Below are 21,072 nucleotides of genomic sequence, written 5' to 3' on the forward strand. Positions count from 1 at the left end.
GCACGATGGAGCCGATACTGGAACTGCAAAGCGCACGCTTGTTGATGCGCCAGTGGCAGGACGAAGATTTGCCGGCATTTGCGGCGATGTGTGCCGATCCTCAGGTCATGCGTTATTTTCCGGCAGCGTTGAGCCGACTGGAAAGCGCCTCGCTGATCGGGCGGATTCGCGGGCATTTTGCCGAGCACGGTTTCGGCCTGTGGGCGCTGGAGCGCAAGGACAGCGGCGAATTTATCGGTTTCACCGGGCTCGGCGTGGTCGGTTTCGACGCGCCGTTTACTCCGGCGGTGGAAATCGGCTGGCGTCTGGCCAAGGAACATTGGGGGCTGGGCTATGCCAGTGAAGCGGCGTGGACGGCTCTGCGCTGCGGCTTTGACCGGATGGCCTTGAAAGAAATCGTCTCGTTCACCGCGCAAATCAATCTGCCGTCGGAGAAAGTCATGCAGGCGATTGGCATGCATCACGCCCCTGACGATGATTTCGATCACCCCAAGCTCGCCGTCGATCACCCGCTGCGCCGGCACGTGCTGTACCGCATCACGCGGGAGCAGTGGCTGGAAACCTTGCATGGATAAGCAGACACAGACGTTTACAATGGCGCGATAGTGGCTCGCGCCAGAACCTGAATCGACCGTCGCAGCCAAGACTGCACGGCATTGCTTTGTGTGAGGAGAGTCTGAATGAGCCAAGTGTTGGAAGATCTGGTCGACCTGCTGACCCTGGAACCGATCGAAGAAAACCTCTTCCGTGGCCGCAGCCAGGACTTGGGTTTCCGTCAGTTGTTCGGTGGTCAGGTGCTCGGTCAGTCGTTGTCGGCGGCCAGTCAGACGGTTGAAGAAGCGCGCCACGTGCATTCGATGCACGGTTATTTCCTGCGTCCGGGCGACGCCAAGTTGCCGGTGGTGTATTCGGTTGATCGCGTGCGTGACGGCGGCAGTTTCAGTACGCGCCGGGTGACTGCGATCCAGAAGGGCCATCCGATTTTCACCTGCAGCGCGTCGTTTCAGTACGACGAAGAAGGTTTTCAACACCAGAGCCAGATGCCGGTTGTGGTCGGCCCGGAAAACCTGCCGTCGGAACTGGAATTGTTCCAGCAACGCGCGCAACTGATCCCCGAGCATATGCGTGAAAAACTGCTGTGCCCGAAACCGATCGAAGTGCGCCCGGTCACCGAAAAAGATCCCTACAACCCGCAACCGGCCGATCCGGTTAAGTACGTGTGGTTCCGTGCTGACGGTGCGTTGGCCGATATTCCGGCGCTGCACAAATACTTGCTGGCCTACGCGTCCGACTTCGGTCTGCTGACCACTTCGATGCTGCCCCACGGCAAATCGGTCTGGCAGAAAGACATGCAGGTCGCCAGCCTCGATCACGCGCTGTGGTTCCACAATGATCTGCGCGCCGATGACTGGTTGCTCTACGCAATGGACAGTCCGTGGGCCGGTAATTCCCGTGGGTTCTCCCGTGGCAGCGTGTACAACCGCGCCGGCCAACTGGTCGCTTCGGTGACGCAGGAAGGCTTGATTCGCCATCGCAAGGATTGGGCATGAGCCTGAAAGAGGTGAAGCACTGGGTGTTCGACATGGACGGCACGCTGACCGTGGCCGTGCATGATTTTGCGGCGATTCGCGTGGCGCTGGCGATTCCGCCGGAGGACGACATCCTCACGCATCTTGCGGCGTTGCCGGCGGATGAAGCGGCGGCGAAACATGCGTGGTTGTTGGAGCATGAGCGCGATCTGGCGCTGGGTTCGACCCCGGCCACCGGCGCGGTTGAGCTGGTGCGTGATCTGCATGCGCGCGGTTATCGCCTCGGTATTCTGACCCGCAATGCGCGGGAGCTGGCGCATGTGACGCTGGAGGCGATTGGCCTGGCTGACTGCTTTGCCGTCGAAGACGTTTTGGGCCGCGACGAAGCGCCGCCTAAGCCGCACCCGGGTGGGTTGCTGAAACTGGCAGACGCCTGGGACGTGCCGGCCAGCGAGATGGTAATGGTCGGTGATTATCGCTTTGATCTGGATTGCGGAAGAGCGGCAGGGGCGCGGACGGTGTTGGTGAATTTGCCGGATAACCCGTGGCCGGAGTTGACCGATTGGCATGCGCGCGATTGTGTTGAGTTGCGGCGGATGCTCTTGGCTTGAAATCCTCAGTGCCTGAGCGGGCCTCTTCGCGAGCAGGCTCGCTCCCACATTAGATCTTCAGTGCACAGAGATTTTGTGCCATGCATAAATCCAATGTGGGAGCGAGCCTGCTCGCGAAGGCGGCAGATCATTCAATATACGACTTAATCGAACAGGGCTTTCTGCCCCTCCGGCGACGTCAGCATCCCATCGCCGTTGTGCCCAACCCCCGGCACTTCAACCAGCCGCTGATTGACCCCTTCCGGATGTCGGCGCAGCAGATAGCCGAAGTAAGATTTCCCACGCTCAAGACGGTACGCACCCTGCGCTTCCGCCGCGCAACTCTTGTCCAGCGCCGGGTGCTGCGGATCAATATCCTGCTGGCCCAGCATATAAATCACCTCGCGTTTGACGTAACCACTCTCAAGCTGCAACGGAGTCTGTCCACCGGCGTACACCGGCATGTCTGCCAGCCCATATTTCCAGCGATTGAAACCCGGACACTTGGCGTGATCGAACGCCGCCGGCCGCTGTTCATTGAAATACGCATACGACGACGGATTCGCCACCACATAACGCAAACGAATGCCGTTGGCCTTCAGCGCCGGTTGATCCTTGGCCAGCAGGGCATAGCGCTGCACCACCTGGCCGCCGCCGGAGTGGCCGAAAATCACGATCTGCTTCACGTCGGGAAACTGTTTGCGATCGGTGATCCGCGCGACGATTTCATCCAGTGCCGCGTACGAACTCAACGGATTCGGCCCTGTGGATAAGCCGCCGCCCATCCATTCATTGCCTTGCCAACGCAGCAACGTGGCGGGCAACGAGTACAGGGCGACATCGCTTTCATTGAGAAACTGCGGGGCGATCACCAGCGTGTGTGCGGTCTGTCCGGCCAGTTCGGCCGCGCTTTCGGCGCTTTTGCGATAGGTCTCGGCATTGCGCAAACGGCCATGAATGACGATCAGCACACGCTCGATTTTTTCCGGCGCCGGGCCAATGCCCACCGCCATTTCCCCGGCCTTGAGTTGCAAGCGACCGGGGCTGATCGCATCGACACCTGCGGCGTGCGCGGTGCTGCCAACGATCAGTAACGCCAAAAGCCATTTATGCATTTACAGGTTTTTCGCCGCGAAGGTGTCGCACTGGCCGACCTGGCCCTGCGCGAATCCGGTTTTAAACCAGCGCACCCTTTGCGCCGACGTGCCGTGGGTAAACGAGTCCGGCACCACACGGCCCTGACCCTGCTGTTGCAGGCGATCATCACCGATGGCGTTGGCCGCGTTCAAGGCTTCTTCGATGTCGCCCGGTTCCAGCCAGTTCAGACGTTTCTGCGCGTTGTAAGCCCAGACACCGGCGAGGCAATCGGCCTGCAATTCCTGACGCACCAGCAAACCGCCGTCGCCTTCCATCTGCCGACCTTGCTGGCGGGCTGTCTGAATTTTCGCCGAGACGCCGAGAAGCGTCTGCACATGGTGTCCGACTTCGTGCGCAATCACGTAGGCCTGAGCGAAATCGCCGGCCGCCTTGAAGCGTTGCGACATTTCCTGGAAGAACGCCATGTCCAGATAGACCTTCTGGTCGGCCGGGCAATAGAACGGGCCGGTGGCGGAGGTGGCCAGACCGCACGCCGAATTGACCCGGTTGCTGAACAGCACCAGAGTCGGATCCTTATATTGACGACCGGCCTGCTGGAAGATCGAACCCCAGGTGTCTTCGGTATCACCGAGGATCGAGCGGACGAATTCAGCCTGCTCATCGTTGGCCGGCGGCGCCTGACGGGTTTGCGAGGTCGGTGCGGTCTGCGGGCTCGATTGCCCGGCGAGCTGGCCGAGGATCTGCAACGGATCCTGCCCGGTAATCCAGCCGATCCCGACGATCAGCAGAATCGCCCCGAGGCTCAGGCCTTTGCCGCCACCAAAGCGCATGCCGCCACCGCCACCGCCTGCATCATCACCCCGGGCGTCGACGACGTTGTCACTGCGTCGGCCTTTTTTCCATAGCATGTGGGAATCCTCTGTTGTACGTGGTGATGAGTGTTGCTGGTGCACGACGGTGGCGCCAGTCCGGTCGTCAGACCATCGTGATCGACGCCGGTTCTAAAGCAGATGCCGATATTGCCAAGCTTACAACTGCGCGGCGTTGAAGGTATCGCACGCTTCGACGCGGCCGTTATCGAATCCTGCGCTGAACCAGGCACTGCGCTGTTGTGATGTGCCGTGGCTGAAGGTCTCGGGACGTACTGTCTGGTTTCGCGCACGTTGCAGCGCATCATCGCCGAGCACGCTGGCAGCGTTCAGTGCTTCGTCGATGTCGCCCGGTTCCAGCCACGCATGGCGCTGTTGCGCATGGTGAGCCCAGACCCCGGCCAGACAATCGGCCTGCAGTTCGGCGCGCACCTCCAGTCCTGAATCGCCGGTCACAGGCTGCCTGGCGGACAACGCGTGTTCAAACGGTGCGGACATACCCAGGGCAATTTGCACGTGGTGGCCGACTTCGTGGGCGAGGATGTAAGCCTGAGCGAAGTCACCGACCACCGAAAAGCGCTCGGCCATCTGTTCGAAGAACGCCGGATCCATGTAGATGTTTTGGTTGGTGGGGCAATAAAAGGGGCCGCTTGACGCACTGGCAAAGCCGCAGCCCGACGCGATGCCATCGCTGAACAGGGTCAATGTGGGCGCCGGGTAGTGTTGCCCGGTACTGGCAAATACCTGTTCCCAGGTGTCTTCGGTGTCGCCGAGTATCGATTCGATGAATTTGAGTTGGGGGTCGTCGACCGGCGCGATTTCCTGACTGATGTAGTCCTCAGCGGCAGACGTCTGTGGTGCGGTGTCGTAGCTCGAATAGAGCACCACGCCTGTCAGCGCGGCGGCGGCCAGCCCGGCGCCGAGTTTTTTCCCTGTCAGTGTGCGGGCGTCCTTGCCCTCTCGCGTGTCGTTGACGTTGTCGCTGCGTCTTGCCTTGTTCCATAGCATGGTGCGGTCTCTCATAGGTTGATGGGGCGTTTTCGCCTCGCCTATGAATAACCGCACAGCTCAGGTTGTGCAGGGCAGATGTGTAAGAGCGCGTAAGACCGATCTTGCTACTGACGTTTTAAACCGGGCAAACGCTGTTTTCCTACTCACTGATCAAACGCGTCCCACACCGGCGCGAAGTCCGGACTGACCTGACGCTCGCGCTTCGACAGACTGGCAATCAGCGCCCGGTCTTCATCATCGAGATGAACCTCAAGTGCCGCGAGATTGGCCAGTTGATTGGTTTTGCTGCTCGCCTTGGGAATCGCCGCAACGTTGTCTTGATCAAGCAGCCATTTCAGCGCGACCTGCGTCGGCAGCACGCCATGCTTGGCGGCGATCTGCTGGATCTCGGCAATGTGTGAAACCTTGTTACGCGCCAGCGGTGTGTAGGCTGTCAGCGCCAGATTGTGTTGGCGAGCGTAGTCGAGCAGGGCGTTTTGTCCGAGCAGGACGTGGTACTCGACCTGAATGGCTGACAGATCGATGCCGTATTCCTCGACGACTGTGCGCAGCAGCGGCAGCGGAAAATTCGCCACGCCGATATTGCGCGCCAGGCCTTGCTCCTTGAACGAAGCCAAGGTTTCGAGGGTGCGCGGCAAGTCCCAATCGGTGGTGGGCCAGTGCAGCATGAACAGGTCGACGTAATCGCTGCGCAAAGCTTTGAGGCTGCGATCCAGGGAGTGGCGCATGGCGTCGGGTTGCAACTGATCCCACCAGACCTTGGTGGTGACGTGAATCTGCTCGCGCGGTGTCGGCGTATTCGACAAGGCTTGTCCGACCGCGTCCTCATTGTTGTAGGCCGCAGCCGTGTCGATGTGTCGATAACCGAGTTCCAGCGCTTGCTCCACGGCCTGGGTGCATTCTTCGCCGAGCATCGGCCACGTGCCGAGACCGAGTTTCGGCATGTTCAAACCCTGGGCATTAACGATGTGCTGCATGGTCGATCTCCTGTTCGAAAGCAGTGATGCCGGCGATGTGGCGAGCGGCGATGTAGCCGAACGTCAGCGCCGGGCCGAGGTTGATTCCGCCCGCCGGGTAGTGGCCGCCCATGATGCTGGCCATGTCGCCGCCCGCTGCGTAGAGCCCGGCGATAGGGTGTTGGTTGGCGTCGAGCACTTGAGCGTGAGGGTTGACCTTGAGCCCGGCAAAAGTTCCGAAGCATCCCGGTTGTACTTTCACGGCGTAGAACGGGCCGGTTTCTATTGGGGCAACGCAGGGGTTGGGAAGGTTCGCCGGATCGCCCTGTTTGCGGTTGTAGGGCGTTGCGCCGCGCCCGAATTGCGGGTCTTCGCCGTTGTGAGCATGGCGGTTGTAGTCGTCGAGGGTTTGGCGCAAACCGCTCGAGTCGATGGCGCAAGCGTTGGCTAATTCCTCAACGGTGTTACCGGTTTTCAGATAACCACTGCGGATAAATTCTGACAACGGAACCGGAAACGGCCGTGACATGCCGAGGCCATAGCGGCGCTGAAAGGCGTGGGTGCAGATCAGCCATGAGGCGACTTCTTCACCTGGCGGCGCCGCATTGACCATCGCGCTGACGTAGTCGAAATAGCCGTTGGCTTCGTTGACGAAACGCTGGCCGTTGCTCAGTACGCCGATGATGCCGGGTTTGCCGCGCTCGATGATGTGTGGGAAATGGCCGATGCTGCCGTCGGAATGAGGCACTTGTGAGACGGGTGCCCACGCGACGGGGGACGCAACGTCGGTGTTGACCCGCGCGCCGACGCTTTCGCCCAGCCGCAAGCCATCACCATTCACGGCCAGCGGCGGCAGCGCCCAATGTTCGTGGCCGGTGGGTGTGCGTGGGAACAGGGCTTTGCGCCGTTCGATGTCGTTGGCGAAACCACCTGCTGCGAGTACGACGGCTTTGCGTGCGTGGATGCGGATCGGGCCTTTTTTGCTGTTGATCACTGCACCGCAAACGCGGTTTTCGTCACGCAGCAACTCAGTCACCGGCGCCGATTCCCACAGCAACACGCCGAGGTCTTCAGCCGATTTCGCCAGTCGCGCGACCAGTGCCACGCCGTTGACGAGTTGCAGTGCGCGGCCATGCGTCGCGAGGTCAAACAGGTGCCGGGTGAAACGTCGCGTCACGTGCCATGCGGCTTTCAATGAGCGGGTCAGATTGAGGAATGCCGAGAGATCCGCGCCCGCCATGATCGGCATGCCCATGAAGGACGTTTCGCGCATGGTCGTACGAAGTCGCTTGAGCAAGCGTCCGACCTTGCGCCCGTTGTAGGGCGCGGCAATCACTGAGCGCCCGCCGGTGCCCGCGCCCGGGGTGTCGCCATGGATGTCGGCAATCGCGTTGCCGTCGGCGAATTGCAGTGCGGTGTGTCGCTCGAAAAACGCCACCATATTTGGCCCGGCTTCGAGGAAGGCATCGATCATCGCCGGGTCAAAATGCTCGCCCAGTTCATGGCGCAAATAGGTGCGCGGTTGTTCGACGTCTTCGATGATGCCGGCACGACGGGCCAGCGGATTGCACGGCACCCACGCCCAGCCACCCGACCATGCGGTGGCGCCGCCGAATACCGAATCCTTTTCGACGACGATGACCTTCAGGCCATGCCACGCAGCAGTGACGGCTGCCGACAATCCGGCGGCGCCGGAGCCGACGATCAAAACGTCGCAGTCGATAGCGGGAAGTTCGGCAGGCATCAAACAAGGCTCCAGCGCAGAATTATTTTTGGAATTTGATTCCAGAAAATAACCATTGCTGCCGTCGGCCTACAAGCCTCGTTACGACAAACCGGGCGGTTATCGAACAGCCGGTTCCAGATTTCGCTTTACCGCTGATGTCTTCTAGAATCGGCGAAATTTCATTTGGATTTCCCCATGGCCGGCAGTCAGATTGAACGGGTTTTCAGCGTGCTGGAAAGCCTTACCAGTGATCCGCGCGGGCTGCCGATGCAGACGCTTGCCGAGCAATTGGACATTCCGAAAAGCGCGACTCACCGCTTGCTCGCCGAGCTGATTCGCCTCGGCTACGTGCGGCAGAATCCCGAGACCTTGCGCTATCACCTGTCGACAAAACTCGTCGCGATGGGTTTTCAATACCTGTCGAGCAGTGGCGCCGATATTGTTCAGCCCGTGCTGGATCGGCTGGCGCAGGAAACCGGCGAACTGGTGCGTCTCGGTGTGATCGATGGCGAGCGACAGACCTGGATTGCCAAGGCGCAGGGTGCACGTACCGGTCTGCGTTATGACCCGGACATGGGCCGCGATGCGCCGTTGTTTTACACCGCGTCGGGGCATGCGTGGCTGGCGTGCATGAGCGATGCCGAGGCGTTGTCACTGGTTGAGCGACAGGCGGCGGAGGTGCCGGTGGGTATCGGGCCGAATGCGCCGCGCTCTAATATTGAGTTGTTGGAGCGCCTGCGTCTGGCCCGTGAGCAAGGGTATGCGTGGGTCGAGGAAAGCTCGGCGGTCGGTACGTCGGCAATTGCGGCGGTGGTGAAACATCCGGCGGATGGTCGGGTGATTGGTGTGCTCAGCATTGCCGGTCCGAGTGCGCGGATGCCGGGGGCGCGGTTGCATGAGTTGGCGCCGTTGTTGCTCAAATTTGCTGAAGAATTATCCGCCGCCAGCCTGGCTTCTGAATTGTTTATCTAACTCTCCACAAATCCCCTGTAGGAGCTGCCGAAGGCTGCGATCTTTTGACTTTGTTTTTTAAGATCAAAAGATCGCAGCCTTCGGCAGCTCCTACAGGGGATTTTGTTGTCTGTGAAATTGTGCGGTGTTCGCACTGTTTTGAGGTTGATGGGTGTTTGATTCTGGAACTCGGTTCTAAATTGTTGCTGGAGTGTTTTTCCGACAACAATCACAAAAGGATCGCGCCTTGAATTCGCCCCTTCGAATCGCCCTGATCGGCGCTGGCAATATGGGTCAACAACATTACCGGCACCTGCAAACCCTCAGCGACGCCACTTTGTGCGCGGTGGCGGATCCCGGGCCGCAAGCCGCCACTCTCGCGGCTGAGTGGGGTGTCAGACATTTCGCCGAACACCGTCAGATGCTTGATCAGATCAAGCCAGACGCAGTCATCGTCGCCAATCCTAATAACCAACACGTCAGCACGGCGCTCCATTGTCTGGCGGCGGGTGTACCGGTGCTGCTGGAAAAACCGGTCGGCGTGCATCTGGATGAAGTGCGCGAACTGGTCGCGGCGGTTAAACGCAGCGGTGTGCCGGTATTGGTCGGCCATCATCGACGCCACAATCCGCTGATCGTCCGTGCCCATGAGCTGGTGCAAAGCGGCGCGCTCGGGCGTTTGACCACGGTCACCGCGTTGTTTCAGGTACGTAAACCGGACAGCTATTTCGAGATCCCGTGGCGCCGTGAAGCAGGGGCGGGGATGTTGCTGACCAACCTGATTCACGACCTCGATTTGTTGCGTCACCTGTGCGGTGAAGTGCGCTCGGTGCAAGCGTTCACCGACAACTCGGTGCGCGGTTTCGCCAACGAGGACAGCGCGGCGGTGTTGCTGCAATTTGCCGGCGGCACATTGGGCACGTTGAGCGGCTCCGATGCGGTGGCGGCACCGTGGAGTTGGGAGCTGGCTTCGGGTGAAAACCCTGCCTATCCGCGTCAGGCGGATCAACCGTGTTATCTACTGGCCGGTACCGCCGGGGCGTTGAGCATTCCGCAGCTCAAACGCTGGCATTACGCCGCTGATCAGGTGGATGCCGGTTGGCATGAACCGTTGTTGAGTGTGGAAGAGTCCTACAGCGGTGAGGAAGCTTTACGCTTGCAGTTAGAGCATTTCGTCCGCGTGGCTCGGCGCGAAGTCGAGCCGTTGGTCAGTGCTGCTGATGCCGCACGCACCCTCGCGCTGATCGAAGCCATTCGCGAAGCCGCCTCCACCGGCCGCGCTTGCGCCCCTGCACTGATCGAGGCTTGAACATGAGCGAACGTATTCTCTCCCTGGCCAGCCTGACCGTGTTCGAGCTGTCGCCACCGCAAATGGTCGAAGTCGCTGCTCGCGCCGGATACAGCCATGTCGGATTGCGTCTGGAACCGGCAACGCCCGAGGAATATCACTTCCCACTGGTAGCCGATAACGATTTGCGGCGTAGGACGATGGAGCGATTGCGCGACACTGGCATCCGCGTGCTCGACGTGGAAATCCTGCGTCTGAAACCGCAGACCGTTGTTGCCGATTTCGAGAAGCTTCTTACGGTCGGCGCGGAGTTTGGTGCGACTGAATTGCTCGTCGCCGGTAACGATCCTGACGAGCAGCGACTCACGGATAACTTTGCCGCGTTGTGCGATTTGACGGCGCCGCTCGGGTTGCATCCGCATCTGGAGTTCATGCCCTGGACGGATGCGCGCAACCTTGAGCAAGCGCTGCGGATTGTGGAAAACGCTAGTCGGGAAAATGCTGCGGTGTTGGTCGATGCCTTCCACTTTGATCGTTCGGCGTCAAAGCTTGAGGATCTTGCGAAGGTGCCATCGTCGCGACTGCGTTATGCGCAGTTATGTGATGTCGCAGGGCCGCGACCGTCAGACATGGCCGAGATCTTGCGTCAGGCGCGCAACGAGCGGCGGTTTCCCGGCGAGGGTGATTGCGATTTGCTCGAGTTGCTGAAAGCGCTGCCGGCTAATATCCCACTGAGCCTGGAAATTCCTACGGTTAAACTGCTGGAGCAGGGCGTGAGTGGATTGCATCGGGCGCAGATGGCGATTGATAGAACGCGGGAATTGTTGGCGCGGCTTTAAGCGGTGCTGCGCACCTGTTCGCGAGCAAGCTTTGCTCCAACGGGGTTTACGCAAACCGTGTGGGAGCAAGGCTTGCCCGCGAAGCTTTTGATCTTTTTTGGCAACACAAGGAAACCCAATGACCGTCAGCACTCCGCTCTCCGGTGTCAACCAACCCTTCAAAGGGATCCTGCTGATTGTCGTGGCGACGTTCCTGTTCTCCAGCCACGACGCGCTGTCGAAATACCTCTCCGGTTTCTATCCGATCGTGATGGTGGTGTGGGCGCGTTATCTGGTGCACACCCTACTGATGGCGGGGATTTTTCTGCCGCAATCCGGGTTGCGCGTCCTACGTACCAAGAAGCCGTTGTGGCAGTTGGTTCGAGCACTTTGCCTACTCGGCACCAGCCTGTTTTTCACCACGGCGCTGTTGTACATCCCGTTGGCGGAAGCCACTGCGGTCAACTTCCTTGCGCCGGTTTTGGTCACGGCGTTGTCGGTGCCGCTGCTCAAAGAACGAGTGACACGCGGCCAATGGATCGCCGTCATTTGCGGCTTTATCGGCGTGCTGATCATCGTCCACCCGGGCGGTGAACTGTTCACACCAGCGGTGCTGTTGCCGTTCTGCTCGGCGCTGTTTTTCTGCTTCTATCAATTGCTCACCCGCAAGCTCGCGGAGATCGACAGCCCGACCACCAGCAACTTCTTCGCCGGGTTGTGCAACACGTTGGTGATGAGTGCGCTGGTGCCGTTCTTCTGGCAGGTGCCGACGCTGACCCACGCCGGATTGATGCTGGCGCTGGGCAGTTGCGGGATGACTGCGCATTTGTTCCTGACCCAAGCGTTCCGCCATGCCGCGCCGGCGCTGCTGGCGCCGTTCGGGTATTGCCAGATCGTGTTTGCGGGGTTGTTGGGCTGGCTGCTGTTCAATCACACGCCGAGTGTGTTGACGATCATCGGTATCGCGGTGATCTGTTGCAGCGGACTGGCAGCAGCGTGGCAACAAAGCCGAAAACACAAACCCCTGTAGGAGCTGACGAGTGGAACGAGGCTGCGATCTTTTGATCTTCAACATCAAGATCAAAAGATCGCAGCGTGCCGCAGCTCCTACAGGAATTTATTCGGTGATGGTAGGGATCTTGCGCGGGGCCATGAAGTACATCCACGTCAGCGCAAGGAAATACATCGCCGGAATCAGGGTGAACAACACGGTGTAGTTGTTGTTGGTCACGGTGAGGATATGGCCGACGATCTGGGTCATGAACATCCCGCCGATCGCCGCGCACATGCCGCCGAAACCGAACACCGTGCTCATCATGTGCTTGGGCGTGTAGTCCATCACCAGGCTCCAGATGTTCGCCGTCCACGCCTGATGCGCGCCGATCGCCAGAGAAATCGCCGCCACTGCGACCCACAGATTGGCCGAGCCAGCCGCCATGACCACGCCGATGATGCAGCAGGCGAACAGCAACATCGACAGCAGCCGCGCCTTGATCGAGTTCATGCCGCGACCGATCAGGAACGAAGACAGAATGCCGCCGCCGACGCTGCCGAAGTCAGCCGTCACGTAGATGATGATCAGCGGAATACCCATCTGGGTGACGTTGATGCCCAGGTTGTATTGCTGATTGAGAAACGGCGGCAGCCAGTACAGGTAGAACCAGAACACCGGCGCGGTCAGCGCATAAGCGATGGCGAAGGCCCAGGTGCCGCGCATGCGCAGGATTCTCGAGAACGGCACGCGGGCCTGTTCCGGTTCAACTTCCTGCTGGATGTAGTCCAGTTCGGATTGCTTGACGCTCGGGTGATCTTCCGGGTTGAAATACTTCAAACCCCAGAACAGCAACCAGATGCCGCCCAGCGCCGACATGCACAGGAACGCGGCTTGCCAGCCCCAGACGTGGAGAACCAGCGGCAGCAACATTGGCGTGAACATCGCGCCGACGTTGGTGCCGGCGTTGAAGATGCCAGTGGCGACTGCACGTTCGCCAGCGGGGAACCACAGGCGTGTGGTTTTCACGCAGGCCGGGTAGTTCGCCGCTTCCGTCAGGCCGAGGATGAACCGGCAGACCATGAAACCGACGGCCGATGTCGCCAGACCGTGGGCACCGGTGGCCAGGCTCCACAGCAGCACGGCGCAGAAGAACACGCGTTTGACGCCGACCCGGTCGATCAACCGTCCTTGCAGGACGAAACCGATCGCGTAGCCGACCTGAAACCAGAAGTTGATGTTGGCGTAATCCATCGCCGTCCAGCTCATTTCCTTGGCGAGGATTGGCTGCATGACGCCGAGGGCGGCGCGGTCGATGTAGTTCAGGGTGGTGGCGAAAAACACCAGCGCCAGCATGCCCCAACGGGTCTTGCCGACGGCCATGGCGCCGCGGATCTTGTCGCCGATGCCACCTGAGGCAGTGCTCATGGCCGGGGCCATGCGGGAAGTCTGTGAAGGAATCATGTGTTCCACCCGTTTTTGGATTTGTTATTTGGTGTGCTTTTTTCTGTGCACGCTGCGACCGGTGGTTCAGATCCGGACTCAATGTGCGGTCGATGTTGGGCAGTGGACGAAAAATCGTCAATTCGCCAAACCGCCATTGTGTTCGATAATCGCACGCAAAACTAACCGGGTAGTACACTTTAAATTGCTGCCACGTTCGATGCAGCCAATAATTTCCCCACTATAAAAACCCATCCCATGTAGGAGCTGCCGAAGGCTGCGATCTGTTGATTTTGCTCTCCACGAATAAAGATCAAACGATCGCAGCCTTCGGCAGCTCCTACAGTAAAGATCAAGCGGCGCAGTCCGGGAGTTGAAGCATGCAGCGTTCCATTGCCACCGTTTCCTTGAGCGGCACCCTGCCGGAAAAACTCGAAGCCATTGCCGCCGCCGGGTTCGACGGGGTGGAGATATTCGAAAACGACCTCCTGTACTACGACGGCAGTCCACGGGAAATTAAACAGATGTGCGCCGACCTCGGTATCGCCATCACACTATTTCAGCCGTTCCGCGATTTCGAAGGCTGCCGCCGCGATCGCCTGGCGCGCAATCTTGAGCGCGCCGAACGCAAGTTCGACCTGATGCAGGAACTCGGCACCGACCTGGTGCTGGTCTGCAGCAACGCCTCGGCGGACAGCGTCGGCGATCAACAAATTCTAGTCGATGACCTGCGCTTGCTGGCCGAACACGCCGGCGCGCGCGGCTTGCGCATTGGTTACGAAGCGCTGGCCTGGGGCCGTCACGTCAATACTTATCAACAGGTCTGGGACATCGTGCGTCAGGCCGATCATCCGAGTCTCGGCGTGCTGCTCGACAGCTTTCACACCTTGTCGCTGAAGGGCGATCCGCGCGCCATTGCCGACATTCCCGGCGACAAAATCTTCTTCGTGCAAATGGCCGACGCGCCGATTCTGCAGATGGACGTGCTGGAGTGGAGCCGGCATTTCCGCTGCTTCCCGGGGCAGGGCGAATTCGATCTGCCGGGCTTCCTCGCGCCGATCATCCAGAGCGGTTACACCGGGCCGCTGTCGCTGGAAATCTTCAATGACGGCTTCCGCGCCGCGCCGCCACGGGCCAATGCCGCTGACGGTTTGCGTTCGCTGCTGTACCTGGAGGAGAAGACTCGCCAGCGTCTGGAACAGGACGCGACGCCTGTGGCCAACCGCGAAATCCTCTTCGAAACGCCGCAGGCCAGCGAATACAACGGCATCGAGTTCCTCGAGTTTGCCGTCGATGAAAGCCTCGGTGCCAAGCTGTCGAACTGGCTGGAGCGCTTGGGTTTCGTCAAGGCCGGGCAGCATCGTTCCAAGAGCGTGAGCCTGTTGCGTCAGGGCGACATCAACCTGATTCTCAACTCCGAGCCTTACTCTTTCGCCCACAGCTTTTTCGAAGCCCACGGCCCGTCGTTGTGCGCCACCGCCGTGCGGGTCAAGGACAGCGCCAGTGCGTTGGCCCGCGCCGTGGCTTACAAAGGTCAGCCCTATCGCGGACTGGTCGGCCCCAACGAACTGGAGCTGGCGGCTGTGCGCGCGCCGGATGGCAGCCTGATTTATCTGGTCGATGAACAGGCCGACGTCTACGGCACCGATTTCAATCTGCTGGCCGACGCGCCGGCTCGTGGCGGGCTCAAGCGCATCGACCACATGGCCATGGCGCTGCCGGCCGACAGCCTCGACAGTTGGGTGCTGTTCTACAAGAGCCTGCTGGATTTCGAAGCGGATGATGAAGTGGTGCTGCCCGATCCGTACGGTCTGGTGAAGAGCCGCGCACTGCGCAGTCGCGACAGCTCGATCCGCTTGCCGCTGAATATTTCAGAGAACCGCAACACCGCGATCTCCCATGCGCTGTCGAGTTACCGCGGCTCCGGTGTGCATCACATCGCCTTCGATTGTGACGACATCTTCGCCGAAGTCAGTCGCGCCAAAGAGGCCGGTGTGCCGCTGTTGGATATTCCGCTCAACTATTACGACGACCTCGCCGCACGCTTCGATTTTGACGATGAATTCCTCAGCGAGCTGGCGTATTACAACGTGCTTTATGACCGTGATGCGCAGGGCGGTGAGCTGTTTCACGTCTACACCGAGCCGTTCGAAGGGCGCTTCTTCTTCGAGATCATCCAGCGCAAAAACGGTTATGCCGGTTACGGCGCAGCGAATGTCGCGGTGCGTTTGGCGGCGATGGCCAAATCACGCAGCGGCGCCGTTCGCCAGGCGAAGTTGTAGGAAATTCGTAAACGCGGGATTAAACACGGCTCGCGCGGCTTCCTTCACTGTGCGGCGCGGCCCATAATCGCCGCCTGTGCAGTGATGGCCGTGAGCCCGCAATGACGATAAATTCAGAACTTTCCGCAGCTACTGTCGTGCCCGTCGTAGAGCCGCGCAAGAGTCGCAAAAACAACCCGGAAAAGACCCGCGAGAACATCCTGCAGGAGGCGATCGTCGAGTTCGTCCAGCAAGGTTTGTCCGGTGCTCGCGTCGACGCGATCGCCGAGCGCATCCACACCTCCAAACGCATGATCTATTACTACTTCGGCAGTAAGGAGCAGTTGTACGTCGAGGTGCTGGAGAAGCTTTACGGCGATATTCGCAACACCGAAAACCGTCTGCACCTGGCCGAGTTGTCGCCAGAGGTGGCGATTCGACGATTGGTCGAATTCACCTTCGATCACCACGATCGCAACGTCGATTTCGTGCGCATCGTCAGCATCGAAAATATCCACAACGCTGAATTCGTGAAGCGTTCCGATGCGATCAAGGCGATGAACAACACCATCCTCGATTCGCTCGGCGAGATTCTGCGTCGCGGTGCTGATGAAGGTGTGTTCCGTGCGGGGCTGGATGCGCTGGATGTGCATTTGTTGATCAGTTCGTTCTGCTTCTACCGCGTGTCGAATCGGCACACGTTTGGCGAGATCTTCCAGATCGACCTGCCGGATGAAAGCATCAAGCAGCGTCATCGCGAGATGATCTGCGAATCGGTGCTGCGCTACCTGCAAGCCTGACAATCAAAAGATCGCAGCCTTCGGCAGCTCCTACACCGATCCCTGTAGGAGCTGCCGCAGGCTGCGATCTTTTGATCTTCAACCATTCATGCTTTGAAAATGCGCGAGCATCCGCTGCGCATCCGGCACCACGCCGCTGAACAATTCAAACGCCTTCACTGCCTGAAACACCGCCATGTTGCCGCCATCCAGCGTCCGGCATCCCAATGCGCGAGCAGTGCGCAGCAGCTCGGTTTCCAGCGGGAAATAGACAATCTCCGCCACCCACAATTCCTTGCGCAGCAACTCGACTGGCACCGGCATGCCCGGCAGTTTGGCCATACCCATCGGCGTGGTGTTGACCAGACCATCAGCCAGATTCAGCGTACTTGGCAAATCCCGACCCGCCACCGCGCGACCGGAGCCGAAATGCTGATTCAGATTGTTTGCCAGACTTTCCGCACGCTCACTGTCGACGTCGAAAATGCTCAACTGCCGGACACCTTCGCTCAACAACGCGTGGGCCACTGCCGCGCCCGCACCACCTGCGCCCATCTGGACGACACGTTCGCGGGCAGCGTCCTGCAAACCACGGCGAAAACCCTCGGCGAAACCCAGACAATCAGTGTTGTGACCGACGCGCTTGCCGTCCCTCAGCACCACGGTATTCACCGCGCCGATGCCTCGGGCTTCCGGCGACAACTCATCGAGCAGTGGAATAATCGCCTGCTTGCACGGAAAAGTAATGTTCAGCCCGGTGTAGTTCATCCGTTCAGCCGCCAGCAGCAGATCGGGCAGGGCGGTGCTGTCCATTTGCAATTGATCGAGATCGATCAATCGATACAGATAACGCATGCCCTGCGCATCGCCTTCGTGCTCATGCAGCGCCGGTGTGCGCGAAGCCTGAATACCGGCACCGATCAACCCGGCGAGAATTACGTTGGAGTGCGACACGCGATTCACCCCTTCAGCCGCTGACTGAAATGTTCCAGCGCCAGGCGATAGCCATGACTGCCAAACCCGGCCATCACCGCCGTGGCAATCGCCGAGACAAACGAGTGATGACGAAACGGTTCGCGGGCGTGGACGTTGGACAGATGCACTTCAATCACCGGCAATTCACTGGCCACCAGCGCATCGCGAATCGCCACCGAAGTGTGCGTCCACGCTGCCGGGTTGATCACGATCCCGGCGCAACGACCGCGAGCCGCGTGAATCCAGTCGAGCAGTTCGCCTTCGTGATTGGTCTGGCGAAACTCCACGGCCAGGCCGAATTCTTCAGCCGCGCGACCGCACAGTGCCGAAATATCCGCCAGGGTTTCGTGACCATAAGTCGCCGGCTCGCGGGTGCCAAGCAGGTTCAGGTTCGGGCCGTTGAGCACCAGAACGATAGGGGGCATGAGGGGTAACTCCACTTATTGTTTTTGGCTTTGGCCAGAGGTTTCGGCCTGTGGAGATAAAATGTACTAGATGGTTACCATGGTCAATTGAACAAAAATGCACGTGGCGTTTTATGTTCGGTGATCGCACAGATCAAAAGATCGCAGCCTTCGGCAGCTCCTACATAGGAATGCATTTCCCTGTAGGAGCTGCCGCAGGCTGCGATCTTTTCGAGCACCCACAAAAAAGCCGTCAATCACGACGGCTTTTTTGTATCTGGCATTCGCACTCAGCGCCGGGTCAGTAACACACCCGATTCCATGTGGTGCGTCCACGGGAACTGGTCGAACAACGCGCACTGGGTGATGCGGTGCGTGTCGTGCAACTGGGCGATGTTGGCCGCCAGGGTTTCCGGGTTGCAGGAGATGTAGAGGATGTTGTCGAAACGCCGGGTCAGTTCGCAGGTGTCCGGATCCATGCCGGCGCGTGGCGGGTCGACGAAGACGCTGCCGAACTCGTAGCTCTTCAGGTCGATGCCTTGCAGGCGACGGAACGGGCGCACTTCGTTGAGCGCTTCGGTCAGTTCTTCGGCGGACAAACGCACAAGGGTGACGTTATCCACAGCGTTTTCGCTGAGGTTGCTCAGTGCCGCGTTGACCGAGGTCTTGCTGATTTCGGTGGCCAGCACTTTGCGCACGCGGGTGGCGAGCGGCAGGGTGAAGTTGCCGTTGCCGCAGTACAACTCCAGCAGATCGTCAGTGCGATCACCGAGTGCTTCGTATGCCCAGTTGAGCATCTTCTGGTTCACGGTGCCGTTCGGCTGGGTGAACGCGCCTTCCGGTTGGCGATAGCTGAAGGTGCGACCGCCGACTTCGAGTTTCTCGACCACGTAATCGAGGCCAAGCACTTCGCGTTTGCCTTTCGAGCGACCGATGATGCTGACGCCGAGATCCGCCGCCAGTTTGGTCGCCGCCGCGTGCCAGTGCTCGTCCAGCGGACGGTGATAGCACAGGGTAATCATCGCGTCGCCGGACAGCGTGGTCAGAAACTCGACCTGAAACAACTTGTGGCTCAGCGCCGAACTGGCCTGCCATGCCGCCTTCAATTGCGGCATCAACTGGTTGATGCGCAGGCTGGCGATCGGGAATTCCTCGATCAGGATCGGCGTGCGTTTGTCGTCCTGAGCGAACATCGCGTAATGCCGCTCGCCCCCCTCGCGCCACAGGCGGAATTCGGCGCGCAGACGGAAGTTCTGCAGCGGCGAGTCGAACACGGTCGGCTCGGGGGCATCGAACGGCGCCAGCAGATCACGCAAGCGCGTGACCTTGGCTTCTAGTTGCTCGGCGTAGGCCTGGGAATCGAAAGTCATGCGTTGAACCAACCCAACTTGATCACGAACAGAATCGACAGAATCACCAGCGCCGGGTTCAGCTCACGGGCGCGACCGGACAGCAACTTGATCACCGTCCAGGAGATGAAGCCGAAGGCTATGCCGTTGGCGATCGAGTAAGTGAACGGCATGGCCAGCGCGGTCACCACAACCGGCGCGGCAACAGTGATGTCGTCCCAGTCTATTTCCGCCAGGCCCGAAGTCATCAACACGGCGACGAACAGCAGTGCCGGTGCAGTAGCGAACGCCGGAACGCTGGCCGCCAATGGCGAGAAGAACAGCGCCAGCAGGAACAAAATCGCCACAACGATGGCCGTCAAACCAGTGCGGCCGCCAGCACTGACGCCAGCCGCGGATTCGATGTAGCTGGTGGTGGTCGACGTACCCAGCAGCGAACCGGCCATGGCCGCGGTGCTGTCGGCGATCAGTGCGCGACCCATTTTCGGCATGTGGCCGTCCTTGCCCATCAGGCCGGCGCGCTTGGCGACGCCGATCAGGGTGCCGGAGTTGTCGAACAGGTCGACGAACAGGAAGGCGAAAATCACGCTGACCAGACCGATGTCCAGTGCGCCTTTGATGTCCAGTTGCAGGAAGGTCGGCGCCAGCGAAGGTGGCATCGACGTCACGCCGCCGAACGGGGTGAAGCCCATGGCGATGGAGGTGATGGTCACCGCGAGAATGCCGATCAACACCGCGCCGCGCACTTTCAGCGCTTCGAGGGCAACGATCAGGGCGAAGCCGAGGGTCGCGAGAATCGGTGCCGGTTGTTTCAGGTCACCGAGGCCGACCATGGTCGCCGGGTTGCTGACCACGATGCCGGCGTTGTGCAGGGCGATCAGCGCCAGGAACAGGCCGATACCGGCGGCAATCGCCGAGCGCAGCGGCAGCGGGATGCTGTTGATGATCCATTCACGGATGCGGAAGATCGACAGCAGGAAGAACAGCACCGCCGAAATGAACACCGCACCCAGCGCCACTTGCCACGTGTGGCCCATGTGCAGCACCACGGTGTAGGTGAAGAAGGCGTTCAGGCCCATGCCCGGCGCGAGGGCGATCGGGTAGTTGGCGATCAGGCCCATGACCGTCGAACCGATCGCGGCGGCCAGACAGGTGGCGACGAACACCGCACCCTTGTCCATGCCGGTCTCGCCGAGAATGCTCGGGTTGACGAACAGAATGTAGGCCATGGCCAAGAAAGTCGTGATGCCCGCCAGAATCTCGGTGCGCACGTTGGTGTTGTGTGCCTTGAGTTGAAACAGCCTTTCCAGCATGTCTGCTCCCCGTGGCGCGCGTAGCGCCGTGAATGTATCGACCTCAACAGCAAAGCACAGACCGTCGCAAGCGCCTGAGAAATTGTGATGGGCCGGAAAAAGCCGCGCATCATACCAGCAGCATGGGGGATTGGCTGCGATCGTCGGCGATGTTTTGCAGTCAGGCGAAGTGAGCCATACTGCGCGCCTGTTTTGGGGGGAGGGTCATGATGGGCGTCAAGCGCAATTTCGTTCGATCGTTGGGGCTGTTTTGCACGTTTATGGCCAGTGTGCCAGCCGTTATGGCGGCATCGGCGCCACCGTTGACCAGTGTCCAGGTGCTCAAGGTGCAGTCGGCGGCCTGCGGCATCGAAAATATTTCTGATGGGCAGGACAAGACGGCCTGCGACCACGGCGGTGCCAACATCAAGGTGTATGTGCTTGAAATGGGTTACGGCCGCGTTCCCAATGCCGCGCTGGACGGTTTTGAACTGGACGGAATGAAAACCCAGGTCTGCGCCTACGGCAACGGCAACCTCACGCAATGCACCGGCGCCGCGTCGAAGATCGTCGGCACGCTGTACATCTTTGATCTGGATGGCAAGCAGGAAGGCACGTTCACCTACAGCAACACTTCTATTAACGCGCCGGGCAACAAGGTCTCAACGCAGCTTTACATCAAGTAACGGCTGGCGCTGCGCGATCCAGGCGAAGCTGACTACGCTTAAAGGATCACCCAGCG

At 59.9% G+C, this 21,072-nt stretch carries 20 protein-coding genes; 10 read left to right on the forward strand and 10 right to left on the reverse strand.

The genetic code is table 11. The features are described 5' to 3' along the window. Window positions 1-5 precede the first annotated feature (5 nt). The 3 genes from ACP3TY_RS00995 (at window position 6) to ACP3TY_RS01005 (ending at window position 2,140) form a co-directional block, all read left to right on the forward strand. Window positions 6-575, forward strand: a complete 570-nt coding sequence (locus ACP3TY_RS00995) for a GNAT family N-acetyltransferase (RefSeq protein ID WP_053124084.1) — start codon at window positions 6-8, stop codon at window positions 573-575. 105 nt (window positions 576-680) lie between these two features. Further along, a complete protein-coding gene (gene tesB / locus ACP3TY_RS01000; RefSeq protein WP_053124082.1) occupies window positions 681-1,550 on the forward strand; it encodes an acyl-CoA thioesterase II in 870 nt (289 codons plus the stop codon). Continuing rightward, window positions 1,547-2,140 (forward strand): HAD family hydrolase, encoded by a 594-nt coding sequence (locus ACP3TY_RS01005; protein WP_426619084.1) that lies wholly within the window; start codon window positions 1,547-1,549, stop codon window positions 2,138-2,140. The genes tesB and ACP3TY_RS01005 overlap by 4 nt, the downstream gene beginning before the upstream one ends. Window positions 2,141-2,283: 143 nt before the next feature. Here ACP3TY_RS01005 and ACP3TY_RS01010 read toward each other — a convergent pair whose 3' ends face one another. The 5 genes from ACP3TY_RS01010 to ACP3TY_RS01030 all read right to left on the reverse strand — a co-directional run bounded on the left by ACP3TY_RS01010 (window position 2,284) and on the right by ACP3TY_RS01030 (window position 7,797). Further along, window positions 2,284-3,234, reverse strand: a complete 951-nt coding sequence (locus tag ACP3TY_RS01010) for an alpha/beta hydrolase family protein (RefSeq protein ID WP_426619085.1) — start codon at window positions 3,232-3,234, stop codon at window positions 2,284-2,286. Continuing rightward, window positions 3,235-4,125, reverse strand: coding sequence for a KPN_02809 family neutral zinc metallopeptidase (gene ypfJ, locus ACP3TY_RS01015; RefSeq protein ID WP_426619086.1), 891 nt, complete (start codon window positions 4,123-4,125; stop codon window positions 3,235-3,237). 120 nt (window positions 4,126-4,245) lie between these two features. Continuing rightward, on the reverse strand, window positions 4,246-5,094 hold the full coding sequence (ypfJ, locus tag ACP3TY_RS01020; RefSeq protein ID WP_426619087.1) for a KPN_02809 family neutral zinc metallopeptidase: 849 nt from the start codon (window positions 5,092-5,094) through the stop codon (window positions 4,246-4,248). Window positions 5,095-5,240: 146 nt separating this feature from the next. Next, a complete protein-coding gene (locus ACP3TY_RS01025) occupies window positions 5,241-6,074 on the reverse strand; it encodes an aldo/keto reductase (RefSeq protein ID WP_426619088.1) in 834 nt (277 codons plus the stop codon). Next, a complete protein-coding gene (locus ACP3TY_RS01030) occupies window positions 6,058-7,797 on the reverse strand; it encodes an FAD-dependent oxidoreductase (RefSeq protein ID WP_426619089.1) in 1,740 nt (579 codons plus the stop codon). Before ACP3TY_RS01030 ends, ACP3TY_RS01025 begins: the two co-directional genes overlap by 17 nt. A 177-nt stretch (window positions 7,798-7,974) precedes the next feature. On the opposite strand from ACP3TY_RS01030, the gene ACP3TY_RS01035 reads away from it, so the two are divergent. The 4 genes from ACP3TY_RS01035 to ACP3TY_RS01050 all read left to right on the forward strand — a co-directional run bounded on the left by ACP3TY_RS01035 (window position 7,975) and on the right by ACP3TY_RS01050 (window position 11,866). Further along, window positions 7,975-8,751 carry an IclR family transcriptional regulator gene (locus tag ACP3TY_RS01035; protein ID WP_426619090.1) on the forward strand — a complete coding sequence of 259 codons (777 nt, stop codon included), beginning with the start codon at window positions 7,975-7,977 and terminating at the stop codon, window positions 8,749-8,751. Between the two features lie 226 nt (window positions 8,752-8,977). Beyond that, window positions 8,978-10,039, forward strand: coding sequence for a Gfo/Idh/MocA family protein (locus ACP3TY_RS01040; protein ID WP_426619091.1), 1,062 nt, complete (start codon window positions 8,978-8,980; stop codon window positions 10,037-10,039). 2 nt (window positions 10,040-10,041) lie between these two features. Beyond that, window positions 10,042-10,857 (forward strand): sugar phosphate isomerase/epimerase family protein, encoded by an 816-nt coding sequence (locus tag ACP3TY_RS01045; protein ID WP_426619092.1) that lies wholly within the window; start codon window positions 10,042-10,044, stop codon window positions 10,855-10,857. 118 nt (window positions 10,858-10,975) lie between these two features. Then, a complete protein-coding gene (locus tag ACP3TY_RS01050; RefSeq protein ID WP_159813620.1) occupies window positions 10,976-11,866 on the forward strand; it encodes a DMT family transporter in 891 nt (296 codons plus the stop codon). Between the two features lie 87 nt (window positions 11,867-11,953). Here ACP3TY_RS01050 and ACP3TY_RS01055 read toward each other — a convergent pair whose 3' ends face one another. Beyond that, window positions 11,954-13,291: an MFS transporter gene (locus ACP3TY_RS01055; protein WP_426619093.1), complete on the reverse strand. Its 1,338-nt coding sequence runs from the start codon at window positions 13,289-13,291 to the stop codon at window positions 11,954-11,956. Between the two features lie 359 nt (window positions 13,292-13,650). Here ACP3TY_RS01055 and quiC point away from each other — a divergent pair, with 359 nt between their 5' ends. After that, window positions 13,651-15,552, forward strand: coding sequence for a 3-dehydroshikimate dehydratase QuiC (gene quiC, locus ACP3TY_RS01060; protein WP_426619094.1), 1,902 nt, complete (start codon window positions 13,651-13,653; stop codon window positions 15,550-15,552). 101 nt (window positions 15,553-15,653) lie between these two features. Next, window positions 15,654-16,331, forward strand: coding sequence for a TetR family transcriptional regulator (locus ACP3TY_RS01065; RefSeq protein WP_426619095.1), 678 nt, complete (start codon window positions 15,654-15,656; stop codon window positions 16,329-16,331). A 78-nt stretch (window positions 16,332-16,409) separates the two neighbouring features. Here the strand turns inward: ACP3TY_RS01065 and ACP3TY_RS01070 are convergent, their stop codons facing one another. The 4 genes from ACP3TY_RS01070 to ACP3TY_RS01085 all read right to left on the reverse strand — a co-directional run bounded on the left by ACP3TY_RS01070 (window position 16,410) and on the right by ACP3TY_RS01085 (window position 20,351). Continuing rightward, a complete protein-coding gene (locus tag ACP3TY_RS01070) occupies window positions 16,410-17,264 on the reverse strand; it encodes a shikimate dehydrogenase (RefSeq protein WP_426619096.1) in 855 nt (284 codons plus the stop codon). Between the two features lie 5 nt (window positions 17,265-17,269). After that, a complete protein-coding gene (aroQ, locus tag ACP3TY_RS01075) occupies window positions 17,270-17,710 on the reverse strand; it encodes a type II 3-dehydroquinate dehydratase (protein WP_008084592.1) in 441 nt (146 codons plus the stop codon). Between the two features lie 269 nt (window positions 17,711-17,979). After that, a complete protein-coding gene (gene trmA / locus ACP3TY_RS01080) occupies window positions 17,980-19,059 on the reverse strand; it encodes a tRNA (uridine(54)-C5)-methyltransferase TrmA (protein ID WP_426619097.1) in 1,080 nt (359 codons plus the stop codon). Then, complete coding sequence (locus tag ACP3TY_RS01085; RefSeq protein ID WP_400647261.1) at window positions 19,056-20,351, reverse strand: NCS2 family permease; 1,296 nt, start codon at window positions 20,349-20,351, stop codon at window positions 19,056-19,058. Before ACP3TY_RS01085 ends, trmA begins: the two co-directional genes overlap by 4 nt. Before the next feature lie 260 nt (window positions 20,352-20,611). Between ACP3TY_RS01085 and ACP3TY_RS01090 the strand changes: the two genes are divergently transcribed. After that, entirely contained in the window at window positions 20,612-21,016 is a 405-nt protein-coding gene (locus ACP3TY_RS01090) for a DUF4879 domain-containing protein (protein WP_249342569.1), read from the forward strand. Window positions 21,017-21,072 lie beyond the last annotated feature (56 nt).

The organism is Pseudomonas rustica, from assembly GCF_049959085.1.
Classification (GTDB): Bacteria; Pseudomonadota; Gammaproteobacteria; order Pseudomonadales; family Pseudomonadaceae; genus Aquipseudomonas; species Aquipseudomonas rustica.